The organism is Mesorhizobium sp. B2-3-6 (assembly GCF_006442305.1).
Lineage (GTDB): Bacteria > Pseudomonadota > Alphaproteobacteria > Rhizobiales > Rhizobiaceae > Mesorhizobium.
On sequence record NZ_VFVW01000009.1, the window covers coordinates 201879 to 218225 of the forward strand.

The following is a 16347-nucleotide window of genomic DNA, read 5'->3' on the forward strand; positions in this document are numbered from 1 at the left end:
GCAAGGCAGGTAGGGGCGGTTTTTAGGCTTGGTGCCCGCGGCGACGCTGCCAATCTCCCCCCAAGTGGGGGAGATGCCCGGCAGGGCAGAGGGGGGGCGCGAAGGAATGCCGACCTCGGCAAGTTTCGGTATTTCGTGCAGTCGGTCGACGTCGAGTATGAGCGGGCGCTGCTCCGAGACGCTGGCGGGACAGCGCCCCCCTCTGGCCTGCCGGCCATCTCCCCCACAAGGGGGGAGATTACACCCTCCATCACACCGCGATCCGTGGCCTGCCCGAAGCCACCGCCACCACATGTGCCTCGATGAACATACGCTGGGCTTCGACGGTGGAGACGCGGAATTCGGTCGCGACATCGATCTCGGCGCTATCAGTGCCGGCATCCCTGGCGCGCTGCGCAGCGATGCTGCGCACATCGGCCTCGGCGGCCGCGATCGCCGTCGCCTCGTCGAGGAAATCGCGCACGGTTTCGCCCGAGGCAAGACGGAACAGACCTTCCTTGGGCTGGCTGACGCGCGCCTCCGCCGATACCCGGACCTGGCCGACAACGGCGCCGAGCGCGTTGGCGACGTCGGTGTCATCAGGCACCACGCAGTCATTGCCGACCAATGGCGGCAGTCCGGCATAGTGCAGCGGCGCGGAGGCACCGAGGCCGATCACCGGCCGGTCGAGCGCGACGCTCAGGCGCGCAATGCCGGGATGCGCGTCGACGGCGCGCTGCACCAGCGCATGCGCAACGGTGGCCGCGCCGTCGAGCCCGTCCTCGGCGAAGGCGGTTTGAAGGATATATTCGGCCGACCAGCGCGTCAGCGCGGCCAGCACGCGCTCCGAGATCGCCTCGGGAGAGGCCGCGATCGCCTGGCCGCGGCCGTCGCGCTTGCGGGCAAACAGCTCTGCGCCGAGGCGGGCGGCCGCGGCATCCCAGTTCGCCTGCTTGCCAAGCACATGCGCCGCATCCGACGGGGTGAAACCTGAAATGTGCACCAGCCCGCGCGACACCAGGCGGTTCAGGGTAGCGTTCTGGGCATTCGAGGTCAAAAGCCTGTCGAGGGGCAAGGGCATTGCGCCGATCGCTTCATAGAGCCTTGCTTCCGGAGCAGTCAGCCCGGCGGCAAGACGGTCGGGCACGCCGGTGCGCACCGCGAAACGGCCGTCCATGCGGCCGGTGTTCGGCGCGCGCAGCTGGCGCTCGAGTTCCGCCAGAACGGCCTCGCGATGCACCATGCCGGCCAGCGCCAGTGGCACCAGCCGGCGCGGTCCAAGCAGGAGCCTGGGGTTGAGAGCGCCGTCTTCCAACGCCACTTCGGAATCGCCGCCGAGGCCGAAGGTGCGCATGGCGACGGCCTCGACCATGGTGCGAAAGCCGCCGACGGTGGCGCCTTCCGGATCGAGCCGCGGCCGTCCCTTGTCGAGCACGGCAACATCGGTGGTGGTGCCGCCGATGTCGGAAACCACCGCGTTTTCCAATCCGGTCATGTGGTGCGCGCCGACCAGGCTGGCGGCCGGGCCGGAGAGAATGGTCTCGATCGGCCGCTGGCGGGCGAACGCCGCCGACACCAGCGCACCGTCGCCGCGCACCACCATCAGGGGCGCGGCGATGCCGCGCGCCTCGAGAAAGCCTTCGGTCGCCGCCACCAGCCGGTCGATCATCGAGATCAGCCGGGCGTTGAGCAGCGTCGTCAGCGCCCGGCGCGGGCCGCCGAGCTTGGCCGACAATTCATGGCTCGCGGTGACCGGCAGGCCGGTTTTCTCCCGGATCAGCTCGCGGGCGGCGATCTCGTGCGCCGGGTTGCGGGTGGCGAAATAGGCGCAGACGGCAAAGCCCGAGACCGAGCCGCCGAGTCCGGGCAGCGCCGCCTCGAGGCCGGACAGATCGAGCTTGGCGGTATTGCCATGCACATCGTGGCCGCCGGGGCAGAACACGACCGGATCGGTGCCCAATGCCGCCTTCAGCCCATCGCGGGCAAGGTCCGCCTCGGAAAAGCCGATCATCACCAGCGCGACGCGGCCACCCTGGCCCTCGACCAGCGCGTTGGTGGCAAGCGTCGTCGACATGGAGACAAGCTTGATGGCGGCCGGATCGGTGACCGCTTTTTCCAGAACCGCGTCGACGGCGCCGGAAATGCCAACGGCGAGATCGTGCCTGGTGGTCAGAGCCTTGGCCTTGGCCAGCACCTTTCCCTTGTTCGGCCCGCTCTGCGGGCCTTCGGTTTCGGACCACAGCACGGCATCGGTGTAGGTGCCGCCGGTGTCGATGCCGAGGAAAAGAGGTTTTGGCTTGGTCTTGGTCATGTCTGATGATGGCCCGAGCAGATAGGAAAATGCTTCTCGCCCTTAACCTATAGCGGCCGGACGATAAAGCTGAGAGCGCTGGGCCACGGGAGGAGTTCGATCTCCCCCACGAGGGGGGAGATTGGCAGCTTCAATGGCAGGGTCAACCTACCCCACGAACCCAACCTTTTTATGCGACCCATCGCAATACGGCTTGTTCGCCGAATGGCCGCAGCGGCATAGGAAGGCGCGTTGCGTGCGGTCGACCGTGTGGCCGGTGCCGGTGACGATTTCGACATTGCCTTCGAGCTTGAGCGGCCCGTCTTTCGTCGGCGTAATCTTGAGTGGCCCGTCGCGCGCGTCCAGCGCCGGCGTGTCCTTCAGCGCCGGCTCGCCGGTGGCGGCAAAACCTGATTTGTTGTGGCTGCCGTCGCAGAACGGCTTGTTCTGCGACGCGCCGCAGCGGCAGAGCGTGGCGCGGTGTAACGTCTCGCCGTCGAGCATAATCTCGGCGTGGACGGCCAGCGGGCCATTTTCCCTGATGCGCACGGTGTTGACCACCGGCGGCCTTTCCTGCGGCCCGCCATCCTTCCTGACATAGGTAATGGCGCCTGACGGGCAGCTTTCGGCAATGGCGACGATCTTCTCGACGCTGGCCGCGTCGGGATGGATCCACTCTCCCGGCGCGTTCGGCACGAAGACATGCGGATCGCCCAGCACGCAATTGCGCGAATGGATGCAGCGCCGGCCGGCAAAGCCGACGTCTATCTTCTCGCCCTCGACCGGACCTGCCATCGCCTTGCTCCTGTTGCCTGACGCACGCCGCCTGGATGCGGCGTGCTTTGGGTGCTGTTCTTGCAGGCTATGCCCCAGGCAGGAAAAGCGTCAAGCTGGCAAGCCGGTCAGGGAACCAGTTCGATCTCCTCGGTCTCGCCGCCGCTGCAGGTATAGCAGCAATCGTCGCATTTTTCCTTGTCGCCGGGGCCGACGCCCCAATAGGTGCCTTCGTCGCCGTCGACCCAGGCGCCGTAGCAGATCGATTCGCCCTCGTCGCAGGAGACCGGCAATTGCCTGGTCTCGCCGTCATCGAGGTAGAAATCCTTGCCGTTGCCCGGCCACACATAGTCGCGGTCCTGGCTGTAGAGCTCGAGGCGCATGGCATTGGGATGGCTGTTCTTGATGGCGAAGGTGACGTCGCCGGCATGGGCCGACGGCACCAGCAGCATGGCAAGAGACAGCGCGGCCAGCGAGCGGCGCGCATAGGCGTAGAACATGATATCCCCCAAAAATAAACGGCCCACCCGGCCGCCTTGCGGGCATTGCACGGGGCGAGCGATCGCTAAAGGGGGCGACCGCGACAATCCCGGACTAATTTTGGGGAGATTGGCGCTACTCCACCAGGTCGACGGTCTCGGTCGAATGGTGCACGCAGATGAAACAGCAATCGTCGCAGGGCCGGTCGTTGTCCGGGCCGACGCCGGCCGAGATGGCGTCATTGCCGTTGACCCACGCGCCGTAGCAGATGCGTTCACCCTCATTGCACGAAATCGGCACCGATTTGCGTGAGCCGGGATCGATCAGGAACACCTTGTCGTCGCCCGGCCAGACCGTTTCGCGGTCGCGGCTGAATAGTTCGACCGCAACGGCCTGCCCGCGCTGGTTCTTGACGAAGAAAGCCATGTCGGCAGCCCCAGCCGAGGTGGTGAAAACCAATGCCGCGAGTGTGGCCGCGCGAAAGAGCGTCACGATTGGACCTTTCGAATCATGCCAGCAGACTCGCATGGCCGCCGCGAACTAGGAAGCCGCCTCCGCCGCGATCTGGCGTCCCAGCCGCAGCGTTTCCCGCACCAGCAGGTGAAGATCGTCGCGCCGGGTCCGGTGGTTGGTGATCGCCACGCGCAGGCAATGCTGGCCTTGCACCGTCGTGTCCGACAGTGCCGCAATGCCTTGTTCCTGCAAACGCAGCATGATCTCCGTGTTGAACCGCTTAAGCTCCTCGCCGGACGCCCCGGCAAGCCGATGCCGGAAGCAGACGATGTTGATCGTGGTCGGCGCCATCAGCACCAGCGACGGCTCGTCCTCGATCAGTCCGGCGAGATAGGCCGCTTGCGCGATGTTCTGGTCGATCAGGCGGCCGAATTTGTCGATGCCATGCTCCTTCAGCGCCATCCATACTTTGAGCGCGCGAAAGCCGCGCGACGTCTGCAAACCATAGTCGTGCAGCCATTCGCCGGAGGCGAGACCACGCGGCGTCGATTCCAGATATTCGGGCGTCACGGCGAAGGTACGGCGATGCGCGAGGGCGTCCCTGACCAGGGCGCAGCCGGCCTCGAACGGCGCGTGCAGCCATTTGTGCGGATCGAGCGCGATCGAATCGGCCCATTCGATGCCGGCGACGCGATGGGCGTTCTGCGGAGCGATGGCGACCAGGGCGCCGATGCAGCCATCGACATGGAACCAGAGCTCTTCCTCATGCGCCAGCTTGGCAAGCGCCCGCAGGTCGTCGATCGCTCCGGTGTTGACGGTGCCGGCATTGCCGATGACGCAGGCCGGTTTGAAGCCCGCCTGGCGGTCCTCGGCAATTGCCGCCCGCAAGGCGGCGATGTCGATGCGCAGCCCGGCACCGGTCGGTATTCGCCGCAAGGCCCGGTTGCCGAGGCCGAGCGCCTCCATGGCTTTGCGGTGACAGGAATGGAGTTGGTCCGAGCCATAATAGCGCAGGGGCTTCTCGATGGCGGCAACGCCGTGCTCGCGCACGTCGATGCCGGCCTTGACGTTGCGCGCCACCGTCAGCCCGATCATGTTTGCCATCGAACCGCCGCTGACCAGCGTGCCGCTGGCCGAGACGGGAAACCCCAGCATTTGCTTGCACCAGTTGACGACCTGGCAGTCCATCAGCCCGGCGGCATGGTTGCCGCCGCCGAGGTTGGAACCCTGGATCGCCGCCAGGAAATCGCCGAGCGCGCCGGTGAAGTTGCTCGAGCCCATGTACCAGGCCCAGAAGCGAGGATGGATGTTGCCCATCGGGTATGACATCACGGTGCGGGAGACCTCGCCATAGACGGCGGCCAGCCGCGCCGGCGTTCGCGGCAGGGGTGCGGCGAAGACCTCCCTCACGTCAGCCGGCACCTCCCGCCAGACCGGGCGGTCGCGCACGGCGCGCAGATAGTCGACGGCATCGTCGATGACCCGGTGCGACAGGGCCTGCACATCGGCCCAGTCCAGGGGGTCAAGCGTCTCCTCGGCCACAGTGCCAAGGGTTTCCTGCGCGACGTCCATGACAGCCTCCCGTCAAGTCGCCGGGAACTGGCAGCCGGGCGTCGAGCGCGACAGCGCCGTCTCGTCGGCGTCCATCTCGGCATCGATGCCGTCGAACAGCGGCGTCGTCATGTAGCGTTCGCCGGTGTCGGGCAGCATGCACAGGACCACCGATCCGGCCGGCGCTTTCTCGGCGACCTGCCGCGCCACGGCGAAGGTGGCGCCGCCGGAAATGCCGGTGAAGATGCCTTCCTTCCGCGCCAGCGCCTTGGCCCATTTGATGCCTTCGGGCCCGGCGATCGGCATCACCTCGTCATAGAGGCCGGCATCGACCGCTTCCTGCAGCACGTTGGGGATGAAATCAGGCGTCCAGCCCTGGATCGGATGCGGCTCGAAGGCCGGGTGGCTGGCGGCGGGCGCCCCGTCGGCACCGCGCTGCTGCACCTTGCCACTGCCGATGAGCTGGGCGTTGGCCGGCTCGGACAGGATGATGCGCACATCCGGCCGCTCACGGCGCAGCACGCGCGCCACGCCGACGACGGTGCCGCCTGTGCCGTAGCCGGTGACGAAGCAATCGAGCCGCGAGCCGGCGAAATCATTGATGATCTCGCGCGCCGTCGTCGCCTCGTGGATGGCGGCGTTGGCCCTGGTTTCGAACTGTCGCGCCAGGAACCAGCCATTGGCCTCGGCCAGCTCCACGGCCTTCTTGTACATGCCGAACCCCTTTTCGGCGCGCGGCGTCAGCACCACCTTGGCACCCAGCATGCGCATCAGCTTGCGGCGCTCGACGGAAAAGCTGTCGGCCATGGTGACGACCAGCGGATAGGCTTTCTGCGCGCAGACCATGGCGAGCCCGATGCCGGTGTTGCCGCTGGTCGCCTCGACGATGGTCTGGCCCGGCTTCAACGCGCCGCTGCGCTCGCCCTCCTCGATGATGTTGAGCGCCAGCCGGTCCTTCACCGAGGCAGCCGGGTTGAAGAACTCGGCCTTGACGTAGATCGTCGCGTGGGCCGGGCCAAGATTGTTGATGCGGATGACCGGCGTGTCGCCGACCGTGTCCAAAATGCTGTCGAACAGGCGGCCGCGGCCGGCCGTGGTTCTGATTCTTGCTTGCTGCAACATATCTGTCTCCTCGTCTGTGTTGGTACCTTGCGGTCACGGGCCGGTTACAAACCGGCGGCTTGGGCGGCGAGGTTTCGAGACCTTGCCGCGCTAGGGTCGCTCGACGTGCCGGCAATGCGGCTGCCCGCATCCCGGCGCGCAACTCGCAACCGGGTGCGTTCATGCCGTGTTCGGTGATAAAACGAGGGCCGACCGGCCAACGTGGGAGGAAGCGTGGGAGCAAGCGTGGAAATGCACGTGGAATCCGCTCGACCGAGCCTGGATCGCGGCAAGCCCGCTCTTGCCGTGCGCCTGCTCGGGCCGTTCGCGGTCGTACGCGATGGCGTGCGGGCCGAATTGCCGGCATCGCGCAAGCTGCGCGCGCTGCTTGCCTATCTGGCGCTGGCGCCGCATCCGGTCGGACGCGCTCGGCTGTGCGAGCTCTTGTGGGATGTTCCGAACGACCCCAGGGGCGAGTTGCGTTGGTGCCTCAGCAAGCTTCGCGCCGTCCTCGACGAGCCGGGGCACCGTCGGGTCGAGACACAGGACGACACGGTCGCATTGCGCCTCGACGGCTGTTTCGTCGACGCGCTGGAGGTTAGCGCCGCCGCCGCGCAAGGGATCGCCTCCCTCGACGCGGAGCGCCTGCGATCGCTGTCGGAGCTGTTCGCCGGCGACTTTCTCGACGGTCTGGAGCTCGACCGCAGTCCGTTTTTCGAGAGTTGGCTGATCGCGCAGCGCCGCCGCTTCCAGTCGTCTCACGCCGCCGTGCTGGAGCACCTTGTCGCGGCGGTTCCGCCCGGTTCGGAGGCGGCAGCAGCCGGTCTTGACCGGTGGGTGGAGCTGGCGCCGTTCGACGGCCGCGCGCATCTGGCGCTGCTCACGCATCTGGCCGGGCGCGGCGCCATCGGCGCGGCCGAGCAGCACCTGACGGCGACGGCGCAATTGTTCCAATCGGAAGGGCTCGACTTCGGACCGGTGCGCGCGGCTTGGCAGGCGCTGCGCGACAAGCCAGCGGAAGATCGGCCAGCGGAAGATCGGCCAGCGGAAGATCGGCCGTCGGATCGGCCGTCGGTAGATCGGCCGGCGGTAGATCGGCTTGCGGCGCAGCCCGCCGGCATCGCGGCATCGCCGCCGTCGCCCGCTCCGGCGGGCGTGGAGCCCAGCCACGCCTCGCTGGCGGTGATGCCGTTCGTCGAGACTGCCGGCCCTTGCGGCACGCGCGGCGGGATCGCCGACGGCCTGACCCATGACATCATCACGCGTCTGGCCAAGCTCAGGGATTTCTTCGTCATCGCGCGCGGCTCGGTCTTCGCGCTCGCCGAGAAAAACATCGCGCCGCAGGAAGCGGGGCGGCAGCTGAATGTGGACTATGTCGCCACCGGCACGGTGGGCACCCTGGCCGGCCGCGTCATCATCGCCGTCGAGCTCATCGAGGTTCGCACGGCCAGGATCGTCTGGGCCGAGAGCTTCGAGCGCCGGGCCGACGACCTCTTCGGCGTGCTCGACGATATCGGCAACGCGATCGTCTCGTCGATCTCGGCCGAGATCGAGACGGTCGAGCGCAACCGCGCGATGCTGAAGGCGCCCAACTCGCTCAACGCCTGGGAAGCCTATCACCGCGGCCTCTGGCATATGTACCGCTTCACCCAGCCGGAAAACGAGTTGGCGCAGCACTTCTTCGGCGTGGCGACGGCGCTCGACCCGACCTTCGCCCGCGCCCATGCCGGCCTGTCCTTCACCCATTGGCAAAGCGCTTTCCAGCGCTGGGGCGACCGCGACCACGAAAGCGCGCTGGCCTACGAGACAGCGGGGCACAGTCTCCTGGTCGACGAACAGAACCCTGCCGCGCACTGGGCGATGGGCCGGGCGCTGTGGCTGCGCGGCGAACAGGACGGGTCGCTCTTCGAATTGGAACGGGCAGTGGAGCTCAGCCCCAATTTCGCGCTCGGCCACTATGCGCTGTCCTTCGTCCACTCGCAGTCGGGCGATCCGCAGTCGGCGATCGGCTCCTCCGACCATTCGCGCCATCTCAGCCCTTTCGACCCGCTGCTGTTCGGCATGCTGGGCGCGCGCGCCATGTCGCATGTGCGGCTCGGCCAGTTCGAGGAAGCGGCAGAATGGGCGCTGAAGGCGGCGGCGCGGCCCAATGCCCACGCCATCATCCTGGCGATAGCAGCACACTGCCTGGCGCTGGCCGGGCGGCTCGACGAGGCACGCAATTTCGCCGCCGCCCTCCGCAAGGCGCTGCCGGACTACCGCGCCGACGATTTCATCGGCACGTTCCGTTTCGAGGCGGACGCGGAGGCATTGTTCCGGCAAGGCGCAAAGCGGATCGGATTGAACTGAGCCCGCGCAATTCCCGCCGATTAACGATTTCGGAAGGGGTTGTTTAACCGTTCGTCGCTATGTCAGCGCCCGGGAGGGGCATGACAGAGAGTGTATGATGAGCGACAGCCCTGACAAGCGCAATGAATGGCGCGCCATTCTTTACGTACAAGCCCGCGTGGCGGTCCTGTTCGTCCCGGTCGTCGCCAGCCTGCTGATCATAGCCGCACTTGCCGGCAACGACCGCAAATCCGTTCCCGCCATCGACCGGACGGTGACAGGCTCCGTGCGATAAGGGCACGGCCATCGACAGCGCACGTTCCCCGGCAGGCGTGCGCATGATGTCGGGCAAATCCCCGCGGCTTTCTGTTGGCGGGAATGACGATGCGATCGGTCGCACAGGCAACAAAAAAGCCCGGACGAGCCGGGCTTTTTCTGCGAGTCTCTGAACCGTCGAACGGTTCAGAGACGGGAATTTGGTGCCCAGAAGAGGACTCGAACCTCCACTCCTTGCGGAACACGGACCTGAACCGTGCGCGTCTACCAATTCCGCCATCTGGGCTGGTGCGGGCTCAATAAGCGGGCAAGCGGTGCGTGTCAACGCGGTTTTTTTCGAGGGCTGCCGCGCGCCGGCTCAGTTTCGGGCGTTGGCGCCGCCCCTCACCTGCCTGCCGGCATCCTCTCCCCGTATAGTGACGGGGAGAGGGGCGCTTTCATCAACGGTTTCGCCAATCACCAGCGTTGCGGCCAGCCCTTTCTCCCCGTCACTATACGGGGAGAAATGTCCGGCAGGACAATGAGGGGCGGCGCCGACTTTGACAATTTGGTGACCGGGACGCTTGCCGGTCAGCCCTCCAGCACTTCCTTCGACGCCACGGTGGAATCGGCGTTGAGCGTGTAGATGACCGGCACGCCGGTGCCGAGCTCCAGCTTGACGATCTCCTCGCCCGACTTGCCGTCCAGCGCCATGATCAGCGCACGCAGCGAATTTCCGTGGGCGGCGACCAGGACCGTGCCGCCGCGCAGCACATGCGGCTGGAGGTCGTGCAGGTAATAAGGCCAGACGCGGGCGCCGGTGTCCTTCAGGCTTTCGCCACCGGGGGGCGGCACGTCGTAGGAGCGGCGCCAGACATGCACCTGTTCCTCGCCCCATTTCTTGCGCGCGTCGTCCTTGTTGAGGCCGGAGAGGTCGCCATAGTCGCGCTCGTTCAGCGCCTGGTCGCGGACGGTTTTCAGGTCGCTCTGGCCGACGGCGTCAAGAATGTGCTGGCAGGTTTTTTGCGCCCGGACCAGCGCCGAGGTGAAGGCGATGTCGAACTTCAGGCCGCGTGCCTTGAGCTTCTGCCCGGCTGCCTTGGCCTCGGCGTGGCCCTGTTCGGTCAGGTCGACGTCACGCCAGCCGGTGAACAGGTTCTTCAGGTTCCATTCGCTCTGGCCGTGGCGCACGAGCACGAGGGTTCTCGACATTTTTGCTCCTCTGGGATCTGAGCAATTCCAGCAGAAGTGGGAAGCGGTTTTCTGTCTGGAATTGCATGGGGATGAAGATGGTCCGGGGTCGTTTCAGGCAAGCCCGAGCACGTCCCGCATCGAGTAAAGGCCGGGCTTCCTGCCATGCGCCCACAGGGCTGCCTTGACGGCGCCGCGGGCGAAGATGGTGCGGTCCTCGGCATGGTGGGCCAGCGTGATGCGTTCGCCGGTGCCGGCCAGGATGACGCTGTGGTCGCCGACCACCGAGCCGCCGCGCAGGGTTGCGAAGCCGATCGAACCCGGCTTGCGCACGCCGGTGTGGCCGTCGCGGACGCGCACATCGTTGCCGGCAAGCGGCACGCCACGCCCCGCGGCGGCGGCTTCGCCCAGCAGCAGAGCGGTGCCGGACGGCGCGTCGACCTTGTGCCTGTGATGCATTTCGAGGATCTCGATGTCGAAATCCCCGGCGTCGAGGGCGCGCGCGGCCTGTTCGACCAGCACCGCCAGGAGATTGACGCCGAGGCTCATATTGCCCGACTTGACGATCGTCGCATGGCGCGCCGCGGCGGCGATCCTGGCATCGTCGTCGGCCGAGCAGCCGGTCGTGCCGATGACATGGACGATGCGCGCCTGCGCCGCATAGCCGGCGAATTCGACGGTCGCAGCCGGGGCGGTGAAATCGAGCACGCCGTCCGCCCCGGCAAAGGCCGGCAGCGGATCGTCCGATATCGGCACATTGATGATGCCGATGCCGGCAAGCTCGCCTGCATCCTTGCCGAGATAGGGCGATCCCTGCCGCTCGATCGCGCCGGCGACGCGTGCGCCCGGCATTGTGTGGATGGCGCGGATCAGCGTCTGGCCCATGCGGCCGGCGGCGCCCACCACCACCAGGCCCATATCGCCCGCGGGTCTGTCGGCTGTCGGCGTTTCACTCATCTCGCGCTCCCGGCGATGCCCTGCGTCTCGATAGGTTGCGTCGGCCCTGGCGCCGGAGTTTGGATCGGCGCGCCGTCATCGACAAGCCCCAGGCCCTTCCTGCCCTGCACCCGGTGGAAGCGGGAATAGACGCTGTGCGGGTCGGCCATCAGCGAGGCATGGGTGCCCTGTTCGACCAGATGACCCTGTTCCAGCACGATGATGTGGTCGGCATTGACCACCGTCGACAGCCGGTGGGCGATGACGATGGTGGTGCGCCCCTCCATGACGTGGGTCAGCGCTTCCTGGACCTTGGCTTCCGCCTCATTGTCAAGCGCCGAGGTCGCCTCGTCGAGCAGCAGGATCGGCGCCTGACGGACGATGGCGCGGGCGATCGACACACGCTGGCGCTGGCCGCCCGACAGCGACGCGCCGTTTTCGCCGACGGGCGTGTCGTAGCCCAGCGGCTGCTGGCGGATGAAGCCGTCGGCCTGGGCCAGTCGCGCGGCCTGCTCGATCTCGGCGTCGGTGGCGGAGAGCCGGCCATAGCGGATGTTGTCGCGTATGGTGCCTTCGAACAGATAGGGCTGCTGCGAAACATAGGCGATGGAGCTGCGCAGCGACTGCTTGGTGATCTTCGAAATGTCTTGGCCGTCGATCTCGATCGTACCCGACCCGACGTCGTAGAAGCGCTGCAGCAGCGCCACCAGCGTCGTCTTGCCGGCGCCGGAGGCGCCGACGATGGCGGTCATCTTGCCGGCGGCGGCGACGAAGCTGAGGTCCTGCAGGACCGGTGCCTCCTCGACATAGCGGAAGCTCACATTGTTGAACCGCACTTCGCCCGTGGTGAAATTGGCCTCGGCGGCTCCCGGCGCATCGCCCTGCTGCGGCTCGAGATCGAGGATTTCGTAGATCATGCGCGCATTGACCAACGCGCGCTCCATGCCGACCTGCATGCGCGCCAGCCGCCTTGCCGGGTCGTAGGCCAGCATCAGCGCGGTGATGAAGGAGAAGACGGCGCCCGGCGGCTGCCCGAGGACGAGCGCACGATAGCCGGAATAGGCGATGACGCCGGTGACGGCGAGACCGGCCAGCATGTCGGAAATCGGCGACAGCCGTTCCGAAACCCGGGCGATCTTGTTGCCGCGGTGCTCGGCGCTGTTGGCGAGCTGGCTGATGCGTCGCGACAGCTCGTCCTCCATGGTGAAGGCCTTGACGATGGCGATGCCTTGCGTGGCTTCCTGCATGGCGCCGATCAGCCGGGAGTTGATCTGCACCGATTCGCGGGTGATGCGGCGCACCCGGCGCATCAGGTAGACAACGGTGTAGATGAGCGGCGGCCCGATCACCAGCGAGCTGAGCGACAGGACCGGATCCTGGTAGATCATGACGCCGAGCAACCCGAACAGCGTCACCCCGTCGCGCGCGATCGACGTCAGCGTCATCGACAGCAGGTCGCGAATGCCGTTGACGTTCTCGTTGACCTGCGCCGCCAGCCGGCCCGATCTCGTGTCGTTGAAGAAACCGACGCCGAGCTTCATCAGGTGATCGAAGATGCGGCGCTGGTAGCGCGCAACCAGATTGTTGCCGACGGTCGCCAGCGTCACCGCCTGGCCGTAGCCGGCGAAACCGCGCACGAGAAAGGCGCCCATGACGCCGGCGCAAATCCACACGATCAGATCGCCGCGCCGCTCATAGAAGATCTGGTTGACGACCGGGCTCATGATCCAGGCGGTGAAAGCGGTCGTGGCGGACACCGCCAGCAGGCAGGCCCCGGCAAAGATGTAGGACCACAAATAGTCGCGGCCGTTCTCGGCGATGATACGGCGCAGCACCGCCCAGACCTCGCCAGGGGTGGCTTTCTGCTTATGTGGAGCTTGGAGTGTCAAATCGGGAGCGCTTCGTGGTTTCCGCTTGGTGGGACGGGCTGCACACGGCATCCCTTCTGGCGCCCCTCTTAGCGCCAAGCGGCCGGCTTGCCTATGCCTGCGGCTGATTAACTTCGTCGCGGGGACCGGACGGACGCCTGGTCCGTCATGCGACCCAGCCTAGGCCTGCCAGCGGCGGCCCGCGGTCTGCACGCCGAACAGCGAAGGGTTCCTGGCGTAGGCGGCGAGGCCCAGAAGGGCCGCCAGCGGATGGGTGATGACATAGACGGGCATGGTGCGCATCAGTTCGCTGTGCGGGGCCTTGTCCTCGAAGGCGGCGCGGAAATTGCCCTGTTTCAGCGCCGGCACGATCTTCTGCGCGATGCCGCCGGTGAGAAAGACGCCGCCGCGGCTCATGAACACCAAGGCGAGATCGCCGGCGGTGCGCCCAAGACAGGTGACGAAGATCTCCAGCGCTTCCTGCGCGACCGGATCGGTCCTGGCAAGTGCCGCTGCGGTGATCTCGGCCGGCGTGGTGAAGGGCGACGGTTTGCCGTCCGCCTTGGCCACCGCCCGGTAGACGTTGACCAGGCCGCGTCCGCACAGGATCTGCTCGCCCGAAATGCGGCCCTCGATCTTCTCGATATGCGGGAAGACCTCGAAATCCCTGCTAGAACGCGGGCCGATGTCCATATGGCCGCCCTCGCCGGGCACCGGGATCCAGTGGCGCAGCGCGTGCACCAGCCCGGCGACGCCGAGCCCGGTTCCGGGACCGAGCACCACGCGGCCTGCATTGGGCTCCGGCGTGCCGCCGCCGATCTTTTCCATGTGCTCTTCGCCGAGCGCCACGACGGCCAGCGCCTGCGCCTCGAAATCGTTGAGCACGACGATGTCGCTGAGGCCGAGGCTGGCGAACATCTGCCGGGGCTTGACGATCCACGGGCAATTGGTGAGCTCGATCTCGTCGCCATCGACCGGGCCGGCCACCGCCAGCACCGCCGAATTGGGGCGGACCGAGGAGCGGTCGAGCACCGCCGCTTGGATCGCCTCGTCGATTGTGTTGTAGCTGGCGGTCTGGACGATCGCCGGCTCGCCGGCTTCCGAATTGGCGTCGAGCACGACCGAGAAGCGCGCATTGGTGCCGCCGATGTCGCCGATCAGGATCGGGAACCGCAGCGCCGTGTCGTCGTCGCCTGTGTTTGGCATGCTTTCTCGTCCGTCCCCGGCGCCCGACGGCTCATTGCCGTTCTCCCGTTGACTAGCGCATGAGTTTGAAAAGGGAAACGGTTTTCGAAACCGATGGTGCGCACGACCGATTTATGAAGTCGAACGGCCGCGACTAGGCTGCCGCTTTGTGCTCCTCGCGGGCAGCGGACCAGACCTCGCGGGCCGCATCGGCGTTCATGGCGGCAATTCCCAGGCCGACAATCAGGTCGGGCCACGCGGAATGCCAGATCACGGCGGTGAGAAGGCCCGCGGCGATTATGGCGACGTTGGCAAAGGCGTCGTTCCGCGCGGAGAGGAACGCGGCCTTTGTCAGGCTGCCGCTGTGATGGCGGAAGCGCGCCAGCATGAACGCGCAAGACAGGTTCACGGCCAAAGCCCCGGCGCCCGCAAGCGACAGCGGCAGCGGCGACGGCGCGACCGGCAGGTTGAACTTGACCCAAGCCGTCCAGAGCGTTGCCAAGGCAGGCACCAGAAGAATCGCCGCCAGAGCCATGCCGCCCCTTGCGCGGCTGCGTGCGCCCCAGCCCAGGGCAACGAGAATAAGCAAATTGACCGAGGCATCTTCCAGGAAATCGACGCTGTCCGCGAACAGCGACACGGAGCCGATCGCAGATGCCACGGCGAACTCGACGATGAAGTAGCCCAGGTTCAGAAGGGCCACCCACCGGACGACGCGGCGAAGGCCTATATCCTGCGTTTGCAATGCCGGCCCTCCTGCTCGCGGGGTAACGAATGAACGGCGGCGAAGCGCCGGGGCGTCAAATCACGCGGTCAGTTTCCCGGCCGTGGCCGCGGCACCGGCACGCCGATCTCGGGCGTCGCGGTGAAGGCGTTCACCATGCCCGGCAGGCCGGCCGTGCCGCTGGCCGCGGTGGCGGGCAGCGACGGCGCTTCGGGTTCGGGCGCGGCGACCGCGACCGGCACGGCGCCGCCATGATAGGTGGCGGCCTCGACCGAGGCCGGCCCGGGCGCGTCGAGCACGGCGCGGCATTCTCTCGGCAGGTTCGCCATCGTCATCAGATCGCGCGCCTTGGGCGCATCCGGGTTCTTGTTGGGCCGCCACGGTTCCTGCGTGAACCACCAGGCCAGCGGCTTGCCGCAGCCGTCGTCGGCCGGGGTCGCTTCCTGCGCCTTGCAGTTGGGCGAGCCCGGCTGGCAGCCGATGCGCATGTGGAAGTGATAGTCGTGGCCCCAGAACGGCCTGATCTTGCGCAGCCAGGAGCGGTCGCCCCTGACGGTGTCGCAGAGCTTCTTCTTGATGCCGGGATTGACCAGGATGCGCTCGACCTCGGGATAGCTCGCCGCGCGCTTCAAAAGCCGCGTATGCGCCGACGTCCACAGCGCGTCCTTCACCAGATGCGTCTTTTCGTCGACCATCAAGGTCGCGCTCATCGTCTCGCGCCGCGCCATCGACAGCGGCCGGCGGGGCATCGGCGTCAGCCAGATGTCGGCATCGAGCCCGATCTGATGCGAGGCATGGCCCGTCAGCATCGGGCCGCCGCGCGGCTGCGCGATGTCGCCGATCAAAAGGCCCGGCCAGCCGTCGGCGACGGCATCGCGCGACAGTTTCTCGACCAGCGCGATCATCGCCGGATGGCCCCAGCGGCGATTGCGCGACGGCCGCATCACCTGCCAGGTCGGGCCGTCCATGGGGATGGCGACGCCGCCGGCAAAGCAGCCCTTGGAGTAGAAGCCGAAGGATTGCGGGGCGGTCGCAGCCGGCAGTTTCATCGCGCCGAACAGGTCCTTTGCCCGTTCCTCGGCCATTGCCGGCCGCACGGCGAGACTTGTGAGGGCGAGCAGGCCAAAAGCCGCCGCCAGCTCTGAACGCTTGCCGAGCCGCATCGCTGTCTCCATGAACCCCCGCCGCAAACCCAAGCCCGAATCATAGCACGCAATGGACGTTGCTTCGAT

14 protein-coding genes and 1 tRNA gene are annotated in these 16347 nt (G+C 66.9%); 2 read left to right on the top strand and 13 right to left on the bottom strand.

Features of this window, described 5'->3' with window-relative positions; genetic code table 11:
- Window positions 1-250: 250 nt before the first annotated feature.
- The 6 genes from FJ953_RS24980 to FJ953_RS25005 form a co-directional block, all read right to left on the bottom strand.
- On the bottom strand, window positions 251-2290 hold the full coding sequence (locus FJ953_RS24980; protein WP_140625271.1) for a hydantoinase/oxoprolinase family protein: 2040 nt from the start codon (window positions 2288-2290) through the stop codon (window positions 251-253).
- Between the two features lie 147 nt (window positions 2291-2437).
- Window positions 2438-3064, bottom strand: a complete 627-nt coding sequence (locus tag FJ953_RS24985; protein ID WP_140625272.1) for a CDGSH iron-sulfur domain-containing protein — start codon at window positions 3062-3064, stop codon at window positions 2438-2440.
- Between the two features lie 107 nt (window positions 3065-3171).
- Complete coding sequence (locus tag FJ953_RS24990) at window positions 3172-3543, bottom strand: hypothetical protein (protein ID WP_140491675.1); 372 nt, start codon at window positions 3541-3543, stop codon at window positions 3172-3174.
- A 115-nt stretch (window positions 3544-3658) separates the two neighbouring features.
- Window positions 3659-4015 (bottom strand): hypothetical protein, encoded by a 357-nt coding sequence (locus FJ953_RS24995; RefSeq protein ID WP_140524348.1) that lies wholly within the window; start codon window positions 4013-4015, stop codon window positions 3659-3661.
- 48 nt (window positions 4016-4063) lie between these two features.
- On the bottom strand, window positions 4064-5548 hold the full coding sequence (locus FJ953_RS25000) for an aspartate aminotransferase family protein (protein WP_140563772.1): 1485 nt from the start codon (window positions 5546-5548) through the stop codon (window positions 4064-4066).
- Window positions 5549-5560: 12 nt separating this feature from the next.
- Window positions 5561-6649 carry a pyridoxal-phosphate dependent enzyme gene (locus tag FJ953_RS25005; RefSeq protein ID WP_140563774.1) on the bottom strand — a complete coding sequence of 363 codons (1089 nt, stop codon included), beginning with the start codon at window positions 6647-6649 and terminating at the stop codon, window positions 5561-5563.
- Between the two features lie 231 nt (window positions 6650-6880).
- Here FJ953_RS25005 and FJ953_RS25010 point away from each other — a divergent pair, with 231 nt between their 5' ends.
- Both FJ953_RS25010 and FJ953_RS25015 read left to right on the top strand, forming a co-directional pair.
- Window positions 6881-8977: a transcriptional regulator gene (locus FJ953_RS25010; protein WP_140625326.1), complete on the top strand. Its 2097-nt coding sequence runs from the start codon at window positions 6881-6883 to the stop codon at window positions 8975-8977.
- A 97-nt stretch (window positions 8978-9074) separates the two neighbouring features.
- Window positions 9075-9251, top strand: coding sequence for a hypothetical protein (locus tag FJ953_RS25015; protein WP_181167591.1), 177 nt, complete (start codon window positions 9075-9077; stop codon window positions 9249-9251).
- A 182-nt stretch (window positions 9252-9433) separates the two neighbouring features.
- On the opposite strand, the gene FJ953_RS25020 is transcribed toward FJ953_RS25015, so the two are convergent.
- From FJ953_RS25020 to mepA, 7 genes are all read right to left on the bottom strand, one after another.
- Window positions 9434-9518 (bottom strand) — tRNA-Leu (locus tag FJ953_RS25020).
- A 284-nt stretch (window positions 9519-9802) separates the two neighbouring features.
- The gene (locus tag FJ953_RS25030) at window positions 9803-10423 is read right to left on the bottom strand and encodes a 2,3-bisphosphoglycerate-dependent phosphoglycerate mutase (RefSeq protein ID WP_140514169.1); all 621 of its coding nucleotides are present in this window, start codon (window positions 10421-10423) and stop codon (window positions 9803-9805) included.
- A gap of 93 nt (window positions 10424-10516) precedes the next feature.
- Window positions 10517-11359: a 4-hydroxy-tetrahydrodipicolinate reductase gene (gene dapB, locus FJ953_RS25035; protein ID WP_140514168.1), complete on the bottom strand. Its 843-nt coding sequence runs from the start codon at window positions 11357-11359 to the stop codon at window positions 10517-10519.
- Complete coding sequence (locus tag FJ953_RS25040) at window positions 11356-13278, bottom strand: ABC transporter ATP-binding protein (RefSeq protein WP_140625273.1); 1923 nt, start codon at window positions 13276-13278, stop codon at window positions 11356-11358. The genes dapB and FJ953_RS25040 overlap by 4 nt, the downstream gene beginning before the upstream one ends.
- A 108-nt stretch (window positions 13279-13386) precedes the next feature.
- Window positions 13387-14412, bottom strand: coding sequence for a glucokinase (locus FJ953_RS25045; protein ID WP_140625274.1), 1026 nt, complete (start codon window positions 14410-14412; stop codon window positions 13387-13389).
- Window positions 14413-14545: 133 nt separating this feature from the next.
- Window positions 14546-15136 (bottom strand): cation diffusion facilitator family transporter, encoded by a 591-nt coding sequence (locus tag FJ953_RS25050; RefSeq protein WP_140625275.1) that lies wholly within the window; start codon window positions 15134-15136, stop codon window positions 14546-14548.
- A 68-nt stretch (window positions 15137-15204) separates the two neighbouring features.
- The gene (gene mepA / locus FJ953_RS25055) at window positions 15205-16290 is read right to left on the bottom strand and encodes a penicillin-insensitive murein endopeptidase (RefSeq protein ID WP_140625276.1); all 1086 of its coding nucleotides are present in this window, start codon (window positions 16288-16290) and stop codon (window positions 15205-15207) included.
- Window positions 16291-16347 lie beyond the last annotated feature (57 nt).